At 75.7% G+C, this 18,219-nt stretch carries 15 protein-coding genes and 1 pseudogene; 7 read left to right on the top strand and 9 right to left on the bottom strand.

Going from position 1 to position 18,219, the window contains the following annotated elements; translation table 11 throughout:
* Positions 1–86: 86 nt before the first annotated feature.
* Positions 87–302, top strand: a complete 216-nt coding sequence (locus KSE_RS31670; RefSeq protein ID WP_014139463.1) for a cold-shock protein — start codon at positions 87–89, stop codon at positions 300–302.
* On the opposite strand, the gene KSE_RS38960 is transcribed toward KSE_RS31670, so the two are convergent.
* On the bottom strand, positions 292–1,593 hold the full coding sequence (locus tag KSE_RS38960; RefSeq protein WP_051055458.1) for a DUF2398 family protein: 1,302 nt from the start codon (positions 1,591–1,593) through the stop codon (positions 292–294). The genes KSE_RS31670 and KSE_RS38960 overlap by 11 nt on opposite strands.
* Positions 1,594–1,820: 227 nt before the next feature.
* Here KSE_RS38960 and KSE_RS31660 point away from each other — a divergent pair.
* Positions 1,821–2,705 (top strand): annotated as a pseudogene (locus KSE_RS31660) (sterol desaturase family protein).
* Entirely contained in the window at positions 2,702–3,448 is a 747-nt protein-coding gene (locus tag KSE_RS41600; RefSeq protein WP_014139459.1) for a lysoplasmalogenase, read from the top strand. The pseudogene KSE_RS31660 and the gene KSE_RS41600 overlap by 4 nt, the downstream one beginning before the upstream one ends.
* A 110-nt stretch (positions 3,449–3,558) precedes the next feature.
* Here the strand turns inward: KSE_RS41600 and KSE_RS41595 are convergent, their stop codons facing one another.
* From KSE_RS41595 to ggt, 6 genes are all read right to left on the bottom strand, one after another.
* Entirely contained in the window at positions 3,559–4,146 is a 588-nt protein-coding gene (locus tag KSE_RS41595) for a hypothetical protein (RefSeq protein ID WP_014139458.1), read from the bottom strand.
* Between the two features lie 223 nt (positions 4,147–4,369).
* Positions 4,370–6,673 (bottom strand): FtsX-like permease family protein, encoded by a 2,304-nt coding sequence (locus tag KSE_RS31645; protein ID WP_014139457.1) that lies wholly within the window; start codon positions 6,671–6,673, stop codon positions 4,370–4,372.
* The gene (locus KSE_RS31640) at positions 6,670–7,356 is read right to left on the bottom strand and encodes an ABC transporter ATP-binding protein (RefSeq protein ID WP_014139456.1); all 687 of its coding nucleotides are present in this window, start codon (positions 7,354–7,356) and stop codon (positions 6,670–6,672) included. The genes KSE_RS31645 and KSE_RS31640 overlap by 4 nt, the downstream gene beginning before the upstream one ends.
* On the bottom strand, positions 7,353–7,880 hold the full coding sequence (locus KSE_RS31635) for a PadR family transcriptional regulator (RefSeq protein ID WP_014139455.1): 528 nt from the start codon (positions 7,878–7,880) through the stop codon (positions 7,353–7,355). Before KSE_RS31635 ends, KSE_RS31640 begins: the two co-directional genes overlap by 4 nt.
* Positions 7,881–8,047: 167 nt before the next feature.
* A complete protein-coding gene (locus KSE_RS31630; protein WP_014139454.1) occupies positions 8,048–8,860 on the bottom strand; it encodes an exodeoxyribonuclease III in 813 nt (270 codons plus the stop codon).
* Positions 8,861–8,968: 108 nt separating this feature from the next.
* Positions 8,969–10,765 carry a gamma-glutamyltransferase gene (gene ggt / locus KSE_RS31625; protein ID WP_014139453.1) on the bottom strand — a complete coding sequence of 599 codons (1,797 nt, stop codon included), beginning with the start codon at positions 10,763–10,765 and terminating at the stop codon, positions 8,969–8,971.
* 356 nt (positions 10,766–11,121) lie between these two features.
* Between ggt and KSE_RS31620 the strand changes: the two genes are divergently transcribed.
* Entirely contained in the window at positions 11,122–12,357 is a 1,236-nt protein-coding gene (locus tag KSE_RS31620; RefSeq protein WP_014139452.1) for an MFS transporter, read from the top strand.
* A 29-nt stretch (positions 12,358–12,386) separates the two neighbouring features.
* Here KSE_RS31620 and KSE_RS31615 read toward each other — a convergent pair whose 3' ends face one another.
* Positions 12,387–13,445, bottom strand: coding sequence for an ROK family glucokinase (locus tag KSE_RS31615; RefSeq protein ID WP_051056012.1), 1,059 nt, complete (start codon positions 13,443–13,445; stop codon positions 12,387–12,389).
* A gap of 288 nt (positions 13,446–13,733) precedes the next feature.
* Between KSE_RS31615 and KSE_RS31610 the strand changes: the two genes are divergently transcribed.
* The gene (locus KSE_RS31610) at positions 13,734–14,888 is read left to right on the top strand and encodes an alpha/beta hydrolase (protein WP_014139450.1); all 1,155 of its coding nucleotides are present in this window, start codon (positions 13,734–13,736) and stop codon (positions 14,886–14,888) included.
* A gap of 60 nt (positions 14,889–14,948) precedes the next feature.
* Here the strand turns inward: KSE_RS31610 and KSE_RS31605 are convergent, their stop codons facing one another.
* Positions 14,949–16,559, bottom strand: a complete 1,611-nt coding sequence (locus tag KSE_RS31605; RefSeq protein ID WP_014139449.1) for a PucR family transcriptional regulator — start codon at positions 16,557–16,559, stop codon at positions 14,949–14,951.
* 283 nt (positions 16,560–16,842) lie between these two features.
* Here KSE_RS31605 and KSE_RS31600 point away from each other — a divergent pair, with 283 nt between their 5' ends.
* Positions 16,843–17,730, top strand: a complete 888-nt coding sequence (locus tag KSE_RS31600) for an FAD binding domain-containing protein (RefSeq protein WP_014139448.1) — start codon at positions 16,843–16,845, stop codon at positions 17,728–17,730.
* Positions 17,727–18,212, top strand: a complete 486-nt coding sequence (locus KSE_RS31595) for a (2Fe-2S)-binding protein (protein ID WP_014139447.1) — start codon at positions 17,727–17,729, stop codon at positions 18,210–18,212. Before KSE_RS31600 ends, KSE_RS31595 begins: the two co-directional genes overlap by 4 nt.
* The last annotated feature ends 7 nt before the right edge of the window (positions 18,213–18,219 follow it).

The following is an 18,219-nucleotide window of genomic DNA, read 5'->3' as shown; positions in this document are numbered from 1 at the left end:
CCGGGCGGCCGCCGCTGGGCCGGACGGGTGGTGGGGGCCGGGCCGCGGGACGATACTGGGGCGACCGGCCCGAAGGGAGTCCCGCCATGGAGACCGGCACCGTGAAGTGGTTCGACGTCCACCACGCCTACGGCTACATCACCCCGGACGGGGGCGGCCCGGACGTCGCCGTCTACTACGACTCGGTGCTCGCCGACACGGACGAGCACCGCTTCCTGCACCAGGGCCAGCGCGTCCGCTACGACGAGACCGTGCAGGAGTCCCGCCCGGTCGCCGAGCGGGTCCGCCCGGTCACCTACTGAGCACCCGCCCCTGCTGTCCCTGCGTCGGCACCACCGCCGGGCGGGAGTGCCGACCGCTGCCGGCCGGGGGCTCGGGGTCGGCGCGCGGCGCGTAGCGGGCGGCGGGGGCGCGCAGCAGCCAGGTGCGGCCGGCCGGGGCGGCGAGGCCCATCCGGTGGAGCAGGTCGAGCGCGTCGCGGCGGAAGGCGCCTAGGTCGGCGAGGTAGCCCGCGTCCCAGCCGGCGCTCATGCCGTGGTCGTCGGTGATGTCGCCGAGGGCGCCGTCGATCAGCGCGTCGGGGACCAGCACGGCGGGCGGCGCGCCGTCGGCGGCGGCCGGGCGGAGGTCCTCGACCAGGCGTTCGGCGAGCAGCAGGGCGGCCTGGGCGAGGGTGCCGGTGCCGGGCAGCGCGAGGTCGGTGAGTTCGTCGGCGGGGTCGAGCAGCGCGGCGCCCTCGGCGCGGAGCTCGGCGGTGAGGCCGAGGAAGTCGGCGATCAGCTCGGCCTCGGCGGGGGCGGCGGCGAGCAGGTGGGCGCGTTCGGCCGGGGCCAGGTCGTGGTGCAGGACGACGGGCGTCTCGGCGAGCAGTCGGCGGACGGTCACCTCGGGCCCGGCGGCGGGCAGCGGGGGCGCGGTGAGCAGGTCGGCGGCGAGGGCGGCGGGCGGGCGCCAGTCGTCCAGCAGGGCGCGGACCGGGGCGGGCACCGGGCCGGGGCGGCCGGCCAGCGCGCGGACCAGGGCGGCGCAGCCGGCCGGGTCGAGGCCGGGGAGCGGACGGCCGGGCAGCGGGGCCTTGTGCAGGCGGGCGTGGTCGGGGCCGAGGGTGAGCCGGTAGCCGAGCAGGGCCTGGAAGCGTTCGGCGAGCGCCTCGGCGTGCCGGCGGACCAGCGGGAGCCCGGCGGCGTGCGGCCCGTCGGCGGTGACCAGCGGGTGGGCCATCAGCAGCCGGGCGGCGGTGACCGGTTCGGTGGCGGGGCGTCCGGGTTTGCGGTGCCGGCCGCCGCCGGTGGGCCGGGCGCCGGCCTGGGCGGGCGCTTCGCGGCGTATCCGGCGGTAGCCGAGCGGCCGGAACAGCGGCGAGGTGCTGTGGTGCACGGTCGGGCCGTGCCACCAGCTGGTGCCGGGCGCGGGTTCGGCCTCCCGGGGTGCGCCACCCAGGTGCCGGGCCCCGTACGCGCCGAACACGGCGGCGGCCAGCAGGTCGGCCTCGGCGGGTTCGGCGGTCGCGAACCGGGCGGCCAACTCCTCGGCGACTGCGGCGAGTTCGGCTCCCGCGAGGCCGTCCGCCGGGCCGTCAGCCGGGTTGTCCACCAGGCGTGCGTCCGGACGCGCCCCCGGGCGTGCGTCCGGGCGTGGCAGGTCGGCGAGCCGTCCCGCCCCGCCCGCGCGCCCCGTCCCCGTTCCGCCGGTCGCCGCGACGGCGCCGGCGGCTGCTCGCTGCCGTTCCATGTCGCCCCCCACCCTAGACGCCGCACCGGCCGCTACGCGCCGGTAACAACCTCTTCCGCTGGTCGCCGCCGTCGCCTAGGGTTCCGGGCATGCCACACCTGCCCGATGTCGTGCTCTGGTCGATTCCGGCCTTCGTGCTGCTCACCGTCCTGGAGATCGTCTCGTACCGCTTCCACCCGGACGAGGACGAGCGGGGCTACGGCGCGAAGGACACCGCGACGAGTCTGACGATGGGTCTGGGCTCGCTGCTGTTCGACGCGGGGTGGAAGATCCCGATCCTGGCGGTCTACTCGTTCCTGTACGAGTAGACGCCGCTTCGGATACCGGTGCTGTGGTGGACGGTTCCGCTGATGCTGCTCGCCCAGGACTTCTTCTACTACTGGTCGCACCGCGGCCACCACGTGATCCGGGTGCTGTGGGCCTGCCACGTGGTGCACCACTCCAGTCGGCACTACAACCTGTCCACCGCGCTGCGCCAGCCCTGGACCTCGGCCACCAGCTGGGTGTTCTTCGTGCCGATGGTGCTGGCGGGCGTGCACCCGGCGGCGCTGGCGTTCTGCTCCTCGGCGAACCTGGTCTACCAGTTCTGGATCCACACCGAGCGGATCGGCCGGCTGCCCCGCCCGGTCGAGTACCTCTTCAACACCCCCTCGCACCACCGGGTGCACCACGCCTCGCAGGGCGGCTACCCGGACCGCAACTTCGGCGGCATCCTGATCGTCTTCGACCGGCTGTTCGGCTCGTTCGCGGCCGAGGCCGAACGCCCGGTGTACGGGCTGACCAAGAACATCGGCACCTTCAACCCGTTGCGGGTCGCCACCCACGAGTACGCGTCGATCGCCCGGGACATACGGGGAGCGACCACCTGGGGCGACCGGCTGCGCCACCTGGCGAAGGGGCCGGGCTGGCAGCCCGCGCCGCGCACCGCGACCCCCGCCACCGCCGCCAACGGACCGGAGAGTGCCGCCGCATGACCGCCCTTCGCGACCCGCGCACCGCGCGGGTCCTGCTGACCGCCTTCACCGTCGTCACGGCCGCGCACCTGCTGGCGATCGCCTTCGGGGTCAAGCCCCTGCAGTACGGCACCAAACCGCTGCTGATGCCGCTGCTGGCGGCCTGGGTGTGGGCCCTCGCGAAGCCCGGCACGCCGCGGCTGCTGGTGCCCGCGCTGCTGTGCGGCGCGGGCGGCGACATCCTGCTGGAGATCGGCGGGACGGTCGCCTTCCTGGCCGGGATGGGCTCGTTCGCGGCCGGCCACGTCTGCTACGTGACGATGTTCGTCAAGCTCGGCGCGCTCGCCGACCGGCGCCGGACGCTGCTGGTCGCGGGCTGCTACGCGGTGCTCTGGGCGGCACTGATCGTGCTGCTCTGGCCCGACCTGGACGCCGGGATGCGCGTCCCGGTGGCGCTCTACAGCCTGCTGCTGGCCTCCACCGCGGTGACCGCCTCGCAGGTCAACGTGCGGGCCGGGCTGGGCGGGGCGCTGTTCCTGTTCTCCGACACCCTGATCGCCACCGACCTGGCGGACTGGCGGCACCTGCCCGCGCACGGCTTCCTGATCATGGCCACCTACCTGGCCGGCCAGTACCTGCTGACGATCGGCACCCTGGAACGCACCGGCGGCGCGGGGCGCACCGGCAGCGCGGGGCACAGCAGCAGCGCGGGGCACAGCAGCAGCGCGGGGCGCACCGGCAGCGCGGAGCGCACCGCCTCCTGAGCGCACGGCGAAGGGCGGCACCCTTGCTCGGGTGCCGCCCTTCGCCGTGCCGTCGGCCGCGGCGGGACGCGCGGCCTGCCGGGTACGGTGGGCGCGTACCGGACGGCCGCTCAGGCGCCCTGGCCGGCGGCCGCGCCGCGACGGCGCAGCAGCCAGAAGCCGCCGACGCCGGACGCGACCAGCGCCGCGCCGAGCGCCAGCCGGGTGCCGTCGACGCCGACCGAGCCGCCCAGGCCGGTCTCCACCGCGCCGTGCGGCAGCCGGGCGCCCTCCCAGACGCCCGCCCCGGCGGCCGAGCCGCTCGCACCGGCGACCGCGATGGCCACCGCGCCGACGAAGCCGTCGCCGTTCGGGCACTTGCCGTCGACGCCCCAGGAGGAGTCGTTGGTGGTGCGCTTGGCGGCGGCCGCGGCCATCTCCTGCTCGGAGATGACGGTGGCGCTTCCCGAGTACTTCCCGTCCGGGCCCACGCGGAGCGTGGTGGACCCGCCGGCGAACGCCAGCGAGGTCGCGGTGACGGTCTTCTCCGTGCTGCTCGCGCACGTGACACTGACCGAGACCGACTGCCCGGGCTGTGCCTGCGCGGGAGAGACCCAGGCGGGTTCACTGCCCTTCGCGGACGCGGGGGCGGTGCCGGCCAGGCCGAGCAGGACGGTGGTGCCGAGCAGTGCGGCGGCGGCGGTGCGCGTCGGGCGCATGCCGTACCTCCAGGGGGTCGGGGTTGGGGCAGCGGACGCGTGTTCGACCCGCTACTCCCGGTTGCCGACCACGCTAGGCAGTACCCCCCGCCCCGGCGAACGCGCGAGGCCGTTCGGGGCCACCCGATCCTCCGACCCCGAACGACCGCCACCCCGACCACCCCCGCCCCGAACGGCCCCACGCGTACGGCCCCCGCCGGTCCGCCCCGCCCCCCCGGCGGGCCTACTCGTTGCGGGCGGCCTCCGGCCCGGTGATCCGGCGCAGCAGCGGCAGGGTGGCGCCGATGACGGCCAGCGCCCCGGCCAGCCCGCCCGCGACCGCCAGGTAGTAGCCGGTGCCGAGCGAGTGCAGCGTGTAGTGGAGCTGCGAGCGCAGGAACAGGTCGGCGGCCAGCAGGCCGGTGCCGATCGCCAGCGCCGAGACCGCCAGCAGCGGCACCGCGGACTCCATCAGCACCACCCGGCGCAGCATCGCCAGCGACACCCCGCTGAGCCGCAGCAGGCTGAACGGCCGCTTGCGCTCGCCGAGCGCGGCGGCGACGCTGACCGCCAGGCTGCAGCCCGCGATCGGGAAGGTCGCCAGGATCACCACCCGGGCCAGCTGCTGGAAGCCCTCCAGCTCGCTGCCGGACAGCTTCCGCCCCTCGGACAGGGTGTGTGCCTGCCGGACCGCCGGGTAGGCGGCGTCCACCATGGTCCGGGCCCGTTCGACGGCGGCCGGCGAGCCGTCGGTGGCGACCACCACGTTCACCACCGGCAGGGCCGCCAGCTGCTCGGCGGTGTGGGGCGCGGCGGGCCACGCGGTGCCGGAGTGGTCGCGGAAGCCCGCCAGCACGGAGGGCAGGTAGGCGGTGGCCGCGCCGGGCTCGCAGTGGCCGAACACCGCGACGGCGTCGAGCTCCGAACAGGCCACCACCTCGGATGCCGTGGTCTCCTCCCCGACCTGGACCGGCACCACGTGGTCGAGCGGGTGCACCAGCATGGTGGCGCGCACGCCGGGGACGGCGAGCAGGCCGGTGGTCAGCCCGGGCGGCGCGGGCGGGCCCGAGCCGCGGTCGAGTCCCTCGGGGGTGCGGCCGTCGCTGAGGTGGTTGAGCAGCACGTTGTCGAACTGGCTGCCGCCCTCGACCCGGCCGCGCTCGTCGGTCATGGTGGTGATGATCCCGATCGTCGCGGTCATCACCAGCAGGGCCAGCACCAGGCCGCTGACGGCCCGGAACCCGGCGGTGGGGTTGTCGGCGAGGCGGCGGACCGCGATCAGGGTGGCCGGGCGCTGGGTGCGCCGGGCCAGCAGGGCGGCGGCCCGGCCGGTCAGCCAGGGGCCGGCGAGCACGATGCCGATCATGATCAGGCCGAACGCGGAGAGGTACCCGCGCACCTGGCCCGGGACCGACTCCGGATGCCGGACCAGCAGGAACACCAGCTCGGCGAGCCCGGCCAGCAGCGGCGCCACCCGCCAGGCCCGGGGCGGCTTCGGCGTGACCCGGCGGCTGACCCCGAGCGGGGAGACCTGCACCCGGCGCAGCGCGATCCGGGCGGCGACGACGGCCGCCAGCGGCACGCCCAGCAGGAGGACCGCGATCTGCGGGAGCGTCAGGGTGAGGTCGGAGGCGTAGAAGCGCTCCGTGGTCAGCGACAGCCCGGCGACCCGGCCGCGCACCGCGAGGTAGGGCAGGAAGCCGAGCAGCGCGCCCGCCGCGGCGGAGACCGCCGCCTCGACGGCGGAGACCGCCGCCACCTGCCGGGGCGTGGCGCCGACCAGCCGCATCGCGGCGAAGCGGCGTTCGCGCTGGGTGGCGCTCAGCCGGGTCGCCGTGCCGATCAGGATCAGCAGCGGGAAGACCAGGGCCCCGGCGACGACGGTCAGGATCAGCGTGACGCCGTTGGACTGGATGCCGACCACGCAGTCGTCGCAGCGGTCGGGCGGGGTGGTGAGGATCCGGGCCACCCGCACCGCCCCGTGCACCTGCGACACCTCCTGCGGGGTGCCGCCGACCAGGGCGACCAGGCTGTCGGGGCCGGGCAGCGCCTCCTTGCCGAGGATGCCGATCCGGTGGCCGCCGAAGCGGTCGGCGAGCTGCTCGGGGGGCGCGGCGTCGGCGAGCTTCGCCAGCGCGGGCGACAGGTAGTACTCGCCGTCGGCGGGCAGCCGGTCCACGCCGGGCGGCAGGGCGCCGGTCGGACCGGTGGCGGCGACGTCGATCCGGCCGATCTCCCGGCCCTGGAAGGAGTCGCGCCGGGCCAGCCACCACAGCGGCGCGTTGCCGTCCGCGTCCGGTCCGGTCGCCGTCGGACCCGCCGCCCCCGGCTCCGCCGCCTCCCGATCGGCGGGGCCGGCCTGGGTGGCGGCCGAGAAGCCGCTGTTGGTCCAGGCGTAGCGGCTGTTCTGGGCGTGCACGGCGTTGACGGCCGCGAGGGTGGTGAAGAGCAGTCCGACGCCGATGGCGACGGCGGCGGCGGTGACCAGCAGCCGCAGCAGTGCTTCGCGGCCGCCGCTGACGGCGAGGCGCAGGCCGAGGCGGATCATCCGGCGATCCGTCCGCTCAGCGAGGTGGCGCGGCCGTCGCGGACGACGGCCTCGCGGTCGGCGTAGGCGGCGATCCGGGCCTCGTGGGTGACCAGGACGACGGTGGTGCCCTGGGCGCGGGCGGAGTCGACCAGCAGGTCCATCACGTGTTCGCCGGTGAGCGAGTCGAGCGCGCCGGTGGGTTCGTCGGCGAACAGGACGCGCGGCTCGGCGACCAGGCCGCGGGCGAGCGCGACGCGCTGCGCCTGGCCGCCGGAGAGTTCGCCGGAGCGGCGGCGCTCCAGGCCGTCCAGGCCGAGCCGGGGGAACCAGGCGCGGGCCCGGGCGAGCGCGTCGGCGCGCTTGGCGCCGCCGAGCAGCAGCGGCAGGGCGACGTTCTCCTCGGCGGTCAACTCCGGTACCAGCTGGCCGAACTGGAAGACGAAGCCGAAGCTGTCGCGGCGCAGCGCGCTGCGCTGCTGTTCGCCGAGGAGGTCGATCCGGCGGCCGTCGAAGTGGATCTCGCCGCCGTCGGGGGCGAGGATGCCGGCCAGGCAGTGCAGCAGGGTGGACTTGCCGGAGCCGGAGGGGCCCATCACGGCGAGGATCTCGCCGGCGTCGACGGCGAGGTCGGCGCCGCGCAGGGCGGGGGTCTCGCCGAAGGAGAGGGTGACGGCGCGGGCCTCGATCAGGGGTGCGGTCATCGGGCGTTCACCTCGGCGGCGAGGGCGTCCAGGCGGGCGGCGGTGAGGTCGATCCAGCGCAGGTCGGACTCCAGGTGGAACAGGCCGTGGTCGGCGAGCAGCGCGTCGACCAGGCTGCCGGAGCGCTTGACCTCGGTGAGTTCGCGCATCCGCTTCAGGTGGGCGGCGCGCTGGGTGTCGAGGTAGTGCTCGGCGTCGCGGCCGAGCATCAGGGCGAGCACGACCTTGCTGAACAGCACGGTCTGCAGGTGGGGTTCGGCGGCGACCGGTTCGCGCAGCCAGTCCTCGAACTCGGTGGCCCCCGCCTCGGTGATGACGTACCGCTTGCGGTCCGGGCCGTCGCCGGCCTCGGGGTCGCCGACCACCACCTTGCCGTCCCGGGCGAGCCGCCCGAGGGTCGCGTAGACCTGGCCGAAGGGGAGCGGTTTGCCGCGCCCGAAGAAGGCGTCGTAGTCGCGCTTGAGGTCGTAGCCGTGGCTGGGCTCGCGTTCGAGGAGCCCGAGCAGGGTGAGAGGAACGCTCATGAGCGGAGCGTACGCCGCGCGTACACTCCACGTCTATACACTCAGAGAATACCGGCGCGGAAATCTCCACCGACCGCCCGCCACCTGGGGTTTCACCGAGCCGGGAACGACGCCGACGGCCGGGGGCTTCCCGGCGGGGCTGACGCCGACCGGGAAGCCCCCGGGTCTCACAGGTCGAGGTCGACCACCACCGGCGCGTGGTCGGAGGTGCCCTTGCCCTTGCGGGCCTCGCGGTCGACGTAGGTGTCGGTGACGGCGTCCGCGAACGGCTCGTTCGCGTAGGTCAGGTCGATCCGCATGCCGCGGTTCTTCGGGAAGGCCAGCGCCCGGTAGTCCCAGAAGGTGTACGGCCGGTCGTACTTGAGCGGGCGGGGGACGACGTCCCGCAGGCCGAGCTCCCGGAGGGCGGCGAGGGTGGCGCGCTCGGGGGCGGTGACGTGGGTGAGGCCCGCGAAGGCGGCGAGGTCGTAGACGTCCTCGTCGGTGGGGGCGACGTTGAAGTCGCCGAGCACGGCGAACGGGCGGCCGCCCGCCGCGTCGTCGCGGACGGCGTCGCGCAGCGCGGCCATCCACTCCAGCTTGTAGCGGTAGTGGGCGTGGTCGACCTCGCGGCCGTTGGGCACGTACACCGACCAGACCCGGACCGGGCCGCAGGTCGCGGCGATCGCGCGCGGCTCGACCACCGGGGCCTCGGCCGGGTCGGCGTCGTCGGCCCGGTAGCCGGGCTGGGCGGGCAGGTCGCGGACGACGTCCGCCAGGCCGATCCGGGACAGCAGGGCGACGCCGTTCCACCGGCCGTCGCCGTGCGCGGCGGACTCGTAGCCCAGCTCGGCGACCGCCTCGGCGGGGAACGCGTCGGTGGCGCACTTGAGTTCCTGCAGGCAGAGCACGTCCGGCGCGGCGGACTCCAGCCACTCCAGCAGCTTGGGCAGCCGGGCGGTGACGGAGTTGATGTTCCAGGTGGCGATGCGGACGGTCACGGCGGCCTTCCCTCGGCGGTGCGGACGGACGGGGCCCCGGCGCACTGGCCGGGCACCCCGTCCGAACATACCGCCCGCCGCCGACGGCGACCGGCCGCTGACCCCGGATCAGCCGGTGGGCCGCACCACCCCGGCCGCGCCGCCGCCGCGCCGGACGGGTTCGGCGGCGGCCAGCCAGCGGCCGTCCGGCAGCCGCTCGACGCCGGTCGCGGCGCCGATCTCCGGCACCGACGCGAAGACGTGGCCGAGCTCCTTCAGCCGGGCCGCCTCGGGCGAGGCCAGGAAGGCCGGTTCGGCCTGGGTGGCGGCGGTGTTGCGCTGGCTGGCCCGGGGCGCGGCGATGGCCTGCTCCAGGCTCAGCCCGCGGTCGACCCGGCCGGTCAGCACCTGGAGGACGGTGGTGATGATGGTGGCGCCGCCGGGCGAGCCGAGCGCCAGGTAGGGCTTGCCGTCCTTGAGCACGACGGTCGGCGAGATCGACGAGCGCGGCCGCTTGCCGGGCCCGGGCAGGTTCGGGTCGGGGACGCCGGGGGTGAGCGGCGCGAAGTCGAAGTCGGTCAGCTCGTTGTTGAGCAGGAAGCCGCGGCCGGGCACGGTGATGCCGCTGCCGCCGGTCTGCTCGATGGTCAGCGTGTACGCCACCACGTTGCCCCAGCGGTCGGCGACGGTCAGGTGGGTGGTGCTCTGGCCCTCGTAGGGTTCGGCGACGGCCGGTCCGGCGGTGGCGCAGGGCGCCGGGTGGTACGGGTCGCCGGGGGCGAGCGGGCTGGTCAGCGCGTGGGCGGGGTCGATCAGGCAGGCCCGGGAGGCGGCGTAGGCCGGGTCGAGCAGCTGCCGGGTGGGGACCTGGACGGCGCTCGGGTCGCCGACCCAGCGGTTGCGGTCGGCGAACGCGATCCGGCTGGCCTCCAGGTACCGGTGGTCGTACTGGGCGGGGTCGGTCAGGTCGGCGGCGCGGCCGGCGGCCAGCACGTTCAGCGCCTCGCCGACCGTCGTCCCGCCGGAGGAGGACGGCGCGGGGCCGTACACGTCCAGGCCCCGGTAGGAGACGTGGGTGGGCTCCTGGAAGCGGACCCGGTAGGCGGCCAGGTCGGCGGCGTCCACCTTGCCGGGGCGGGCGGTGCGGCCGGAGGCGGGGTCGACCGGCGGGTGCTGCAGGGTGCGCACCACGTCGGCGCCGATCGGGCCGCGGTACAGCGCGTCGGTGCCGCGGCGGCCCAGCTCGCGGTAGGTGGCGGCGAGTTCGGGGTTGCGGAAGGCGGTGCCGACCACCGGCAGCTGGCCGCCCGGCAGGAACAGCGCGCGGCTGGCCGGGAAGTCCTGGAACCGGGACTGGTTGGCGGCGGTCTGGTCGCGGAAGGTCTGGTCGACGGTGAAGCCCCGGTCGGCGATCCGCTCGGCCGGCTTCAGCACCTCGTCCAGGCTGCGGCTGCCCCAGCGGCGCAGCGCCTGCTCCCAGGTGGCGGCGGTGCCGGGCACGCCGACGGACAGGCCGCTGGTGACGGCGTCGGCGAACGGGATCGGGGTGCCGTTCTCCTGGAACAGCGCGGCGTCGGCGGTGCGGGAGGCGGTCTCCCGGCCGTCGATCGTCTCGACCCTGCCGGTCCGGGCGTCGTAGTGGACGAAGTACCCGCCGCCGCCGATGCCCGCCGAGTACGGCTCGGTGACGCCGAGCGCGGCGGCCGTCGCGACCGCGGCGTCGACCGCGTTGCCGCCGCGGCGCAGCACCTCCAGGCCGGCGGCGGTGGCGTCCGCGTCCACGCTGGAGACCGCCCCGCCCCAGCCGGCCGCGACCGGCTGCTTCCCCGGCGGCGCCTGTCCGGCCTGGGCGGGCGCGGCGGCGCCGAGCAGACCGGTGGCGGTGACGAGCGCGAGGACGGGGACGAGACGGGCGCGGGTGCGCATGCGGCCTCCAGGGGACGGCGTCGGGCCTCCCGTTCTCCCACAGCCGCCGTGCTCCGGACAACGGCTCAACCGGCCATCCCGGGGCGGTTTCACGCGGTGTTGACGCGGCGTCAACCCGGCGCCACGGACCACCCCGCCGGAGCCCACCGGGGGGGGCCGCGCGGCGGTCCGGGAGGCGGTCCGGGAGATGGTCCGGGAGATGGTCCAGACCAAAGTTCTATCTATCAGGGTCCCTTCCTGATAGTTTCTGTGCCGGTCGCCCGGCCGGTCATCCGCCGGCCCCCGGGGCCGCCCCCTGCGGGCTGCCTCCGGCGACCCCTCGAAACGATCCGACCCGCGGGGAGCGTGCTGGGAACATGGACGGCTATCAGGAGGCCCGCCGGGCCAGGAGACGGTTCACCGTGGTCTTCGCGGTGCACGGGGCCGTCACCGGCAGCTTCGTCACCCGGATCCCGTGGATCCAGGAGCACCTGGGCCTGACCCCCGGCGAACTCGGACTGGCCCTGGTCGCCCCCGCGATCGGCGCCTCGCTGGCGATGCCGATGGCCGGCCGGGTCGCGCACCGGTACGGCTCGCGGGCGGCGGTGCGCGGGCTGATGGTGCTGTGGTGCCTCGTCCTGGCGCTGCCCGCGCTCGCGCCGAACCTGGCCGCGTTCTGGGCGGCCCTGCTGGCCTACGGCGCGACCTCCGGCATGGCGTCGGTGCAGCTCAACGCGCAGGGCGTGGAGGTGGAGCGGCGGGTCGGCCGGTCGATCATGGCCGGCCTGCACGGGATGTGGAGCGCGGGCGGCCTGCTCGCCTCCGGCCTCGGCGTGCTGGCGGCCCACCAGGACCTGGACGCCCGGCCGCAGTTGGCGCTGACCGCGGTGCTGCTCGCCGGGCTGGCCCTGCTCGCCTGCCGGGAGCTGGCCGACGTGCGCCCCGCCCCGGACGAGGACGCGCCGCCGCGCTTCGGCCTGCCGCCGCGGGCCGCGCTGGCGATCGGCGCGGTCGGGTTCTGCGGGGTCTTCGCGGAGGGCGCCAGCATGGACTGGGGCGGGGTCTACCTGCGGGACGTCACCGGCGCCTCGCCGAGCACCGCGGCCTTCGCGTTCACCGCCTTCGCCGCGACCATGTCCGCCGCCCGGCTGGCCGGCGACCTGGTGGTCCGGCGGCTGGGTCCGGTCCGCACCGTCCGGCTGGGCGGGTCGGTGGCCGCGCTCGGCGGCGCCCTGGTGGTCGCCGCCTCCTCCCCCGGGCTGGCCGTGCCGGGCTTCGGCCTGATCGGGATCGGGGTCGCCGTCGTCGTCCCGCTCGCCTTCGCCGCCGCCGGGCGGACCGCCGAACCGAGCCGGGCCATCGCCGGGGTCGCCACCCTCACCTACACCGCCGGGCTGCTCGCCCCCGCCGTCATCGGCGTGGTCGCCCAGGCCGCTTCGCTGACCGTCTCCTTCGTCCTGGTCACCGCGCTGGCCGCCGCCCTGGTCCTCACCGCGGGCGCGCTCGGCCTGCGGCCCCCCGCCCGGCCGGCGGCCCGGGGCCAGGCCCAGGCCCGGCCGACGAGCGCGACGACGACCGCGAGCGCCGACGCGACCACCGCCCGGGGCTCGTAGCGCCCCCGCGTCCTTCGGACGGCCCGCCGTCAGGCGTCGCGTCCGATCCGGCGGCGCTTGACGGTGCGGAAGCGGCGGGCGAGCTGGCGGGCCAGGTCCGCGGCGCCGACCAGGCCGGCCTCGTTGCCGAGGGCGGCGGGCACGAGGTCGGCCTCGGGGCGGAAGCCGCGGCCGGTGAGGGTGCGGCCGAAGGCGTCGCGGGCGGGGCCGATCAGCAGGTCGCCGGCCTCGCTGACGCCGCCTCCGATGACGAAGCGTCCGGGGTCGAGCGCGGCGGCGAGGTTGGCGATGCCGACGCCCAGCCAGCGGCCGACCTCGTAGAGCAGTTCGACGGCGACCGGGTCGCCGTCCCGGGCGGCCTCGGTGACCAGCGGCCCGGTGATGCCCAGCGGGGTGCCGCCGGCCCGGGCCAGCAGCGGCTGGACCACCGGGGACTCCTCGGCGGCCAGGCCGCGGGCCTCCCGGACCAGCGCGTTGCCGGACGAGTACTGCTCCCAGCAGCCCCGGTTGCCGCACGGGCAGCGGTGGCCGCCGGGCACCACCTGCATGTGGCCGAACTCGCCGGCCAGGCCGTGCTTGCCCCGGTCGACGCGGCCGTCCCGGACGACGGCGCCGCCGATCCCGGTGCCGAGGGTGATCATCACCATGTGGTCCTCGCCGCGCCCGGCGCCGAACCGCCACTCCGCCCAGGCGGCCGCGTTGGCGTCGTTCTCCACCACGACGGGGAACCGCAGCCGGGCGCTGAGCGCCTCCCGCAGCGGTTCGCCGCGCCAGTTCAGGTGCGGGGCGAACAGCACGGTGGAGCGCTCGGCGTCGACCCAGCCGGCCGCGCCGACGCCGACGGCGTGCACGTCGTGCTTGTCGGCGAGTTCCAGCACGAGGTCGACGATGACGTCCTCGACCACCCGGGGGCTCTTGCTCTTGTCGGGGGTCTCGGTGCGCAGCCGGTCCACCACGTTGCCGTCGCCGTCGACCACGCCCGCGACCACCTTGGTGCCGCCGATGTCGACCCCGACGGTGGGGAGCCGCAGCACTCCGGCGGGCAGCGTGCGGCGGCGGCGCTCGGCGCGCGGGCCGAGGCCCAGCAGGTTCGGCAGGGCGGGGCGGGGCGGGCGGGCGGGGCGGTCGGCGCGGGTCACGGAACGAATGCTCCTTGATTGGGTAAAGGTTGCGGTCCGGTGTCGGAGGGCTGTGGGCGAACTGGCAGACTGAGTGCACAGCACCCAGCGGATTCTCACGAAAACGTGATGTTCCTCTCAGGTTTCCGCTGGTGTCGACAGCAACTGATCGACTGTGTGACGCAGTCTGACAAGTGTGATGCGTGAACCGGGGGACCTTGCCCCGGACGGCCGGACGAACCGATTCGAGAGACCTCCATGCAGCTGACAGGCACCCCGTTCCTCCTCCTCACGATCGTCCTGGTGCCGATCTCGATCGTGGTGGCGCTGCTGTTGTGGGGGCGGGTGCGCGGGCCGAAGCCCGTCCAGGCGGTCTCCAGGATCGCGATGCTGCTGTTCTGCCAGCTCACCGCCGTCCTGACGGTGTTCGTGATGGTCAACAACGCCAACCTGATCTACGGCAGCTGGGACGACCTGCTGGGCACCGGCAACCACGTCCGGGCGGTGCCGAACGTGCAGGCGCAGACCGACGACGGCGGGGCCGGCGGGGCCGGCGCGGGCGCCACCGGGCAGCCCAACAACGACGCCCAACGGGCCAAGGTGATCCAGCAGTTCAAGCCGGTCGGCGACCCGAAGGTCCCGAACGACGTGCAGACCACCGACCTGAAGGGCGCGGTCTCCGGCGTGGACGGCGAGGTGCTGGTCTGGCTGCCGCCGCAGTACAACGACCCGGCGTTCAAGGACAAGACCTTCCCGGTGGTGGAGCTGCTGCCGGGCTGGCCGGGCTCCTCCAAGACCTGGTTCGGCACCCTGAAGGTGTCCGAGCAGTTGAAGCCGATGATGCAGAGCGGCCAGGTCGCCCCGTTCATCCTGGTCTCGCCGCGCACCAACCTGCTCGGCGACAGCACCGACACCGGCTGCGCGGACGTCCCCGGCAAGGTCAACGCGGACGCCTGGCTCTCCCGGGACGTCCCGCAGATGGTGCTCGACAACTTCCGGGTCGACGCCTCGCCCGACCGCTGGGCGGTGGCCGGCTACTCGGCGGGCGGGCACTGCGCCGCGAAGCTCGCCGTGGAGCACCCGAACCGGTACCGGGCCGGGGTCAGCCTCTCCGGCTACAACGACCCGGCCGTCGAGGACCGCTCGCTGACCGCGAAGGACCCGCAGCTGCGCGAGGCCGCCAACCCGCTGAACATCCTGAAGTCGGCCAAGACCCCGCCGAAGACCGCGCTGTACGTCAGCGGCAACAAGGGCGACGGCCTGGAGGCGGGCGAGGCGCTGAAGGCCGCCGCGAAGGCGCCGACCACCGTCACCGTGCAGGAGACCAGCGGGGCGCACAGCAGCGACGTCTGGAAGCCGATGGTGCCGGGGGTCTTCACCTGGCTGACCGGCGTGATCCCGGTCCAGCACTGACGGCACCCGGAGGGGGCCGGAGCGGTGACGCCGCTCCGGCCCCCTCCGCGTTCCCCGCTCTCAGGAGAGCTCCAGGGCGAGGTAGAAGTCGACCCGGTCCTCCAGCCGGGAGAGGTCGCGGCCGGTGAGCTCCTCGATCCGGCCGATCCGGTAGCGCAGCGTGTTGACGTGGACGTGCAACTGGGCGGCGCAGCGGGTCCAGGAGCCGTCGGAGCGGAGGAACGCCTCCAGGGTGCGGACCAGGTCGGCCTGGTGTTCGAGGTCGTAGGCGATGACCTTGTCGAGCAGCCGGCTGCGGAAGGCCCGGCGGACCTCGTCGGGGACGGCGGCCAGCAGCAGGACGTGCGAGGCGAGTTCCTCGGGCCCGGCGACGCAGACCCGGCCGACCCGGGCGGCGGCGATCCGGCGGGCGTGCCGGGCCTCCTCCAGGGCGCCGCGCAGGCCGCCGGACTCGGCGGCGGGGGCGCAGACGCCGACGGTGATCCGGCCCTCGGAGCCGAGGCCGGCCTCCAGCGGGGCGAGCAGGGCGCGGACGGCGTCGGCCGGGACGGGGGCGTCGAGGGCGGGCAGCACGGCGACGGCGCCGGTCGGGCCGAGGGTGGCGACCAGGGCCCGGTCGGTGGCGCCGGCCAGCGCTTCCTCCAGGATCGGGCGCAGCGCGCCGTCGGGCAGGCCGGTGGCGTCGGCGGAGAGCACCAGCCACTGGGGGCCGGGACCGGAGGTCTCGGTGGAGCCCTCGTAGCGGGCGGCCATGGTGGTGGACGCCCGGAGGGCGCGGCTGGTCTCGGCGGGGTCGGCGTCGCGCTGGAGCAGGGCGAGGACCTCGTCGGCGATCCGGCGGCGCAGTCGGCGGCCCTCGTCGCGGCGGGTGCGTTCGGCGGCGACCAGCCGGGCCAGGTTCTCGGCGAGCTGCTGGCGCTTGGGGGTCCACTCGGTGACGTCGCCGGCGACGGCGAGGATCCAGTCGGCGAGGGGGGTGTCGGCGTCCGCTCCGGCCGTTCCGGTGGGTTCGGCGGCGGCGGGCAGCAGCGAGTAGGTGCCGTCGGCGAGCCGGATCCGGTGCGGGGGGCGGCGGCGCTGGCGCTGGGCGGCGAGGTGGGCGCGGGCGAGCTGGTCGCGGTCGGCGGCGGGGAGCCGGTCGGCGGGGCCGGCGACGGTCCGGCCGGTGGGGGTGAGGACCCAGCAGTCGAGGTCGAGGTCGCCGCCGAGCAGGTCGAGGACGGCGTCGAGGCCGCCGGCGCCGGCGGCGGAGACCAGCAGGCGGTGCCGGTCGACCAGGGCGGAGAGGTCGGCGGCGCGGTCGGCGGAGACCTGGCGGCCGACGTACTCGGTGACGGCGCCGAAGGCGACGTCGTCGGGGACGGCGAGCAGCGGCAGCCGGTGCCGGCGGCAGGCCGCGGCGAGGTCGGCGGGGACGGGGCCGACCTCGGCCTCGCCGGCGCCGAGCGCGGCGGCGCCGCCCGCGACGACGGTACGGACGAAGCGCTCGGAGTCGGCGGGGTCGGTGCGCCAGAGCATGCCGGTGAGGACGAGTTCGCCGCCGTGCAGGTAGCGGCCGGGGTCCTGGAGGTCGGTGGTCATGACGCCGGTGACCTGCCGGTCGAGCTCGTCCTCGCCGGTGAGCAGGCGCAGTCGGGGGGCTCCGGGGGCGAGCAGGTCACGGACGCGCATGGGCAGCCCTTCTTGGTCTGTGAGGGTGGGACCGCGGGGTGGAACGGCCCAGTGTGCACGAGCTGAGCTGGAGGATCGTCCACCTTAGAGGAACGTACAGGACGGTGCGGTGGGCCACCGCCGGGCCTCATGCCATCGGTGACTGCCAGTGGCCCCGGTCACAGCGGTTCACTTGCCAACACGCCGCCGGGCTGCACCGCGGCGCCCGACCGGTCGCCGGTTCCGGGCGTCGGCAAGGGCGCAGTGCCCGCGTCCGTCGGCGACGACGTGAGGAGTTACCCGCATGGAGTTCCTTCGGCCCGCCAGCTGGGACGAGGCACTCGCGGCGAAGGCCGAGCACCCCACCGCGCTGCCCATCTCGGGCGGTACGGACGTCATGGTCGAGATGAACTTCGACGTGCACCGGCCATCCGCGATCCTCGACCTGAACCGCGTCACCGAGCTGACCGAGTGGTCGGACGACGGGGTAGCCGTCCGGTTGGGCGCGGCGGTGCCGTACGCCCGGATCATCGGGGAGCTGTCGGGGCCGCTGCCGGGCCTGGCGCTGGCCGCGCACACGGTCGGCTCGCCGCAGATCCGCAACCGCGGCAGCGTCGGCGGGAACCTGGGCGCGGCCTCGCCGGCCGGCGACTCGCACCCGGCGCTGCTGGCGGCGGGCCGGGACGTGCTGGTGGAGGCGCACTCGGTGCGCGGGGTGCGGCTGATCCCGATCGACGCGTTCTACCTCGGGGTGAAGCGCAACTGCCTGGAGCCGGACGAGCTGATCCGCGCGGTGCGGATCCCGGTCGCGGACGGGCCGCAGCAGTTCTCGAAGATCGGCACCCGCAACGCGATGGTGATCGCGGTCTGCGCGTTCGGCTTCGCGCTGCACCCGAAGGACGGCACGGTCGGCACCGGGATCGGCTCGGCCGCGCCGACGCCGCGCCGGGCCGTGGCGGCCGAGGAGTACCTGGGCGGGGTGCTGGCCGAGCGCGGCCTGTGGGAGTCCGGCGAGCTGCTGGGCCCGGAGGTGGTGCGGCGCTTCGGCGAGCTGGTGAAAGCCGCGGCCTCGCCGATCGACGACGTCCGGGGCACCGCCGCGTACCGGCGGCACGCGCTGGCCGTGATGGCCCGGCGCACCCTGACGTGGTGTTGGAACGACTATCGCAAGCAGATCAGGAGCGCGGCATGAGGGTCACGTTCAGCGCGAACGGCAAGCCGGTGGAGGCCGACGACGTGTGGGAGGGCGAGTCCCTGCTGTACGTCCTGCGCGAGCGGGTCGGCCTGCCCGGGTCGAAGAACGCCTGCGAGCAGGGCGAGTGCGGCTCGTGCACGGTCTACCTGGACGGGGTGCCGGTGTGCGCCTGCCTGGTGGCGGCGGGCCAGGTGCAGGGCCGCGAGGTGCGCACCGTGGAGGGCCTGGCCGGCCCGGACGGCGAACTGGGCGTGGTCCAGCAGGCGTTCGTGGACGCGGGGGCCGTGCAGTGCGGCTTCTGCACGCCCGGCCTGCTGGTGCAGACCGACGCGCTGCTGGCGGCGGACCCGCAGCCGTCCGACACGGACATCCGGGAGGCGCTGTCGGGCAACCTGTGCCGCTGCACCGGCTACGAGAAGATCATGGACGCGGTGCGGCTGGCCTCGGCCCGCACCTGTGCCCGGGGGGCCGAGAAGTGAGCGCGCG

Source organism: Kitasatospora setae KM-6054, from assembly GCF_000269985.1.
Classification (GTDB): Bacteria; Actinomycetota; Actinomycetes; order Streptomycetales; family Streptomycetaceae; genus Kitasatospora; species Kitasatospora setae.
This window is presented reverse-complemented; position numbering and strand designations above follow the sequence as displayed.

Coding starts and splice junctions, on each gene's coding strand:
- KSE_RS31610 (WP_014139450.1), top strand. CDS start 13,734: ATGCAGCTGACAGGCACCCCGTTCCTCCTCCTCACGATCGTCCTGGTG.
- KSE_RS31635 (WP_014139455.1), bottom strand. CDS start 7,880: ATGAGCGTTCCTCTCACCCTGCTCGGGCTCCTCGAACGCGAGCCCAGC.
- KSE_RS31640 (WP_014139456.1), bottom strand. CDS start 7,356: ATGACCGCACCCCTGATCGAGGCCCGCGCCGTCACCCTCTCCTTCGGC.
- ggt (WP_014139453.1), bottom strand. CDS start 10,765: ATGCGCACCCGCGCCCGTCTCGTCCCCGTCCTCGCGCTCGTCACCGCC.
- KSE_RS31620 (WP_014139452.1), top strand. CDS start 11,122: ATGGACGGCTATCAGGAGGCCCGCCGGGCCAGGAGACGGTTCACCGTG.
- KSE_RS31595 (WP_014139447.1), top strand. CDS start 17,727: ATGAGGGTCACGTTCAGCGCGAACGGCAAGCCGGTGGAGGCCGACGAC.
- KSE_RS31600 (WP_014139448.1), top strand. CDS start 16,843: ATGGAGTTCCTTCGGCCCGCCAGCTGGGACGAGGCACTCGCGGCGAAG.
- KSE_RS31670 (WP_014139463.1), top strand. CDS start 87: ATGGAGACCGGCACCGTGAAGTGGTTCGACGTCCACCACGCCTACGGC.
- KSE_RS41595 (WP_014139458.1), bottom strand. CDS start 4,146: ATGCGCCCGACGCGCACCGCCGCCGCCGCACTGCTCGGCACCACCGTC.
- KSE_RS31605 (WP_014139449.1), bottom strand. CDS start 16,559: ATGCGCGTCCGTGACCTGCTCGCCCCCGGAGCCCCCCGACTGCGCCTG.
- KSE_RS31645 (WP_014139457.1), bottom strand. CDS start 6,673: ATGATCCGCCTCGGCCTGCGCCTCGCCGTCAGCGGCGGCCGCGAAGCA.
- KSE_RS41600 (WP_014139459.1), top strand. CDS start 2,702: ATGACCGCCCTTCGCGACCCGCGCACCGCGCGGGTCCTGCTGACCGCC.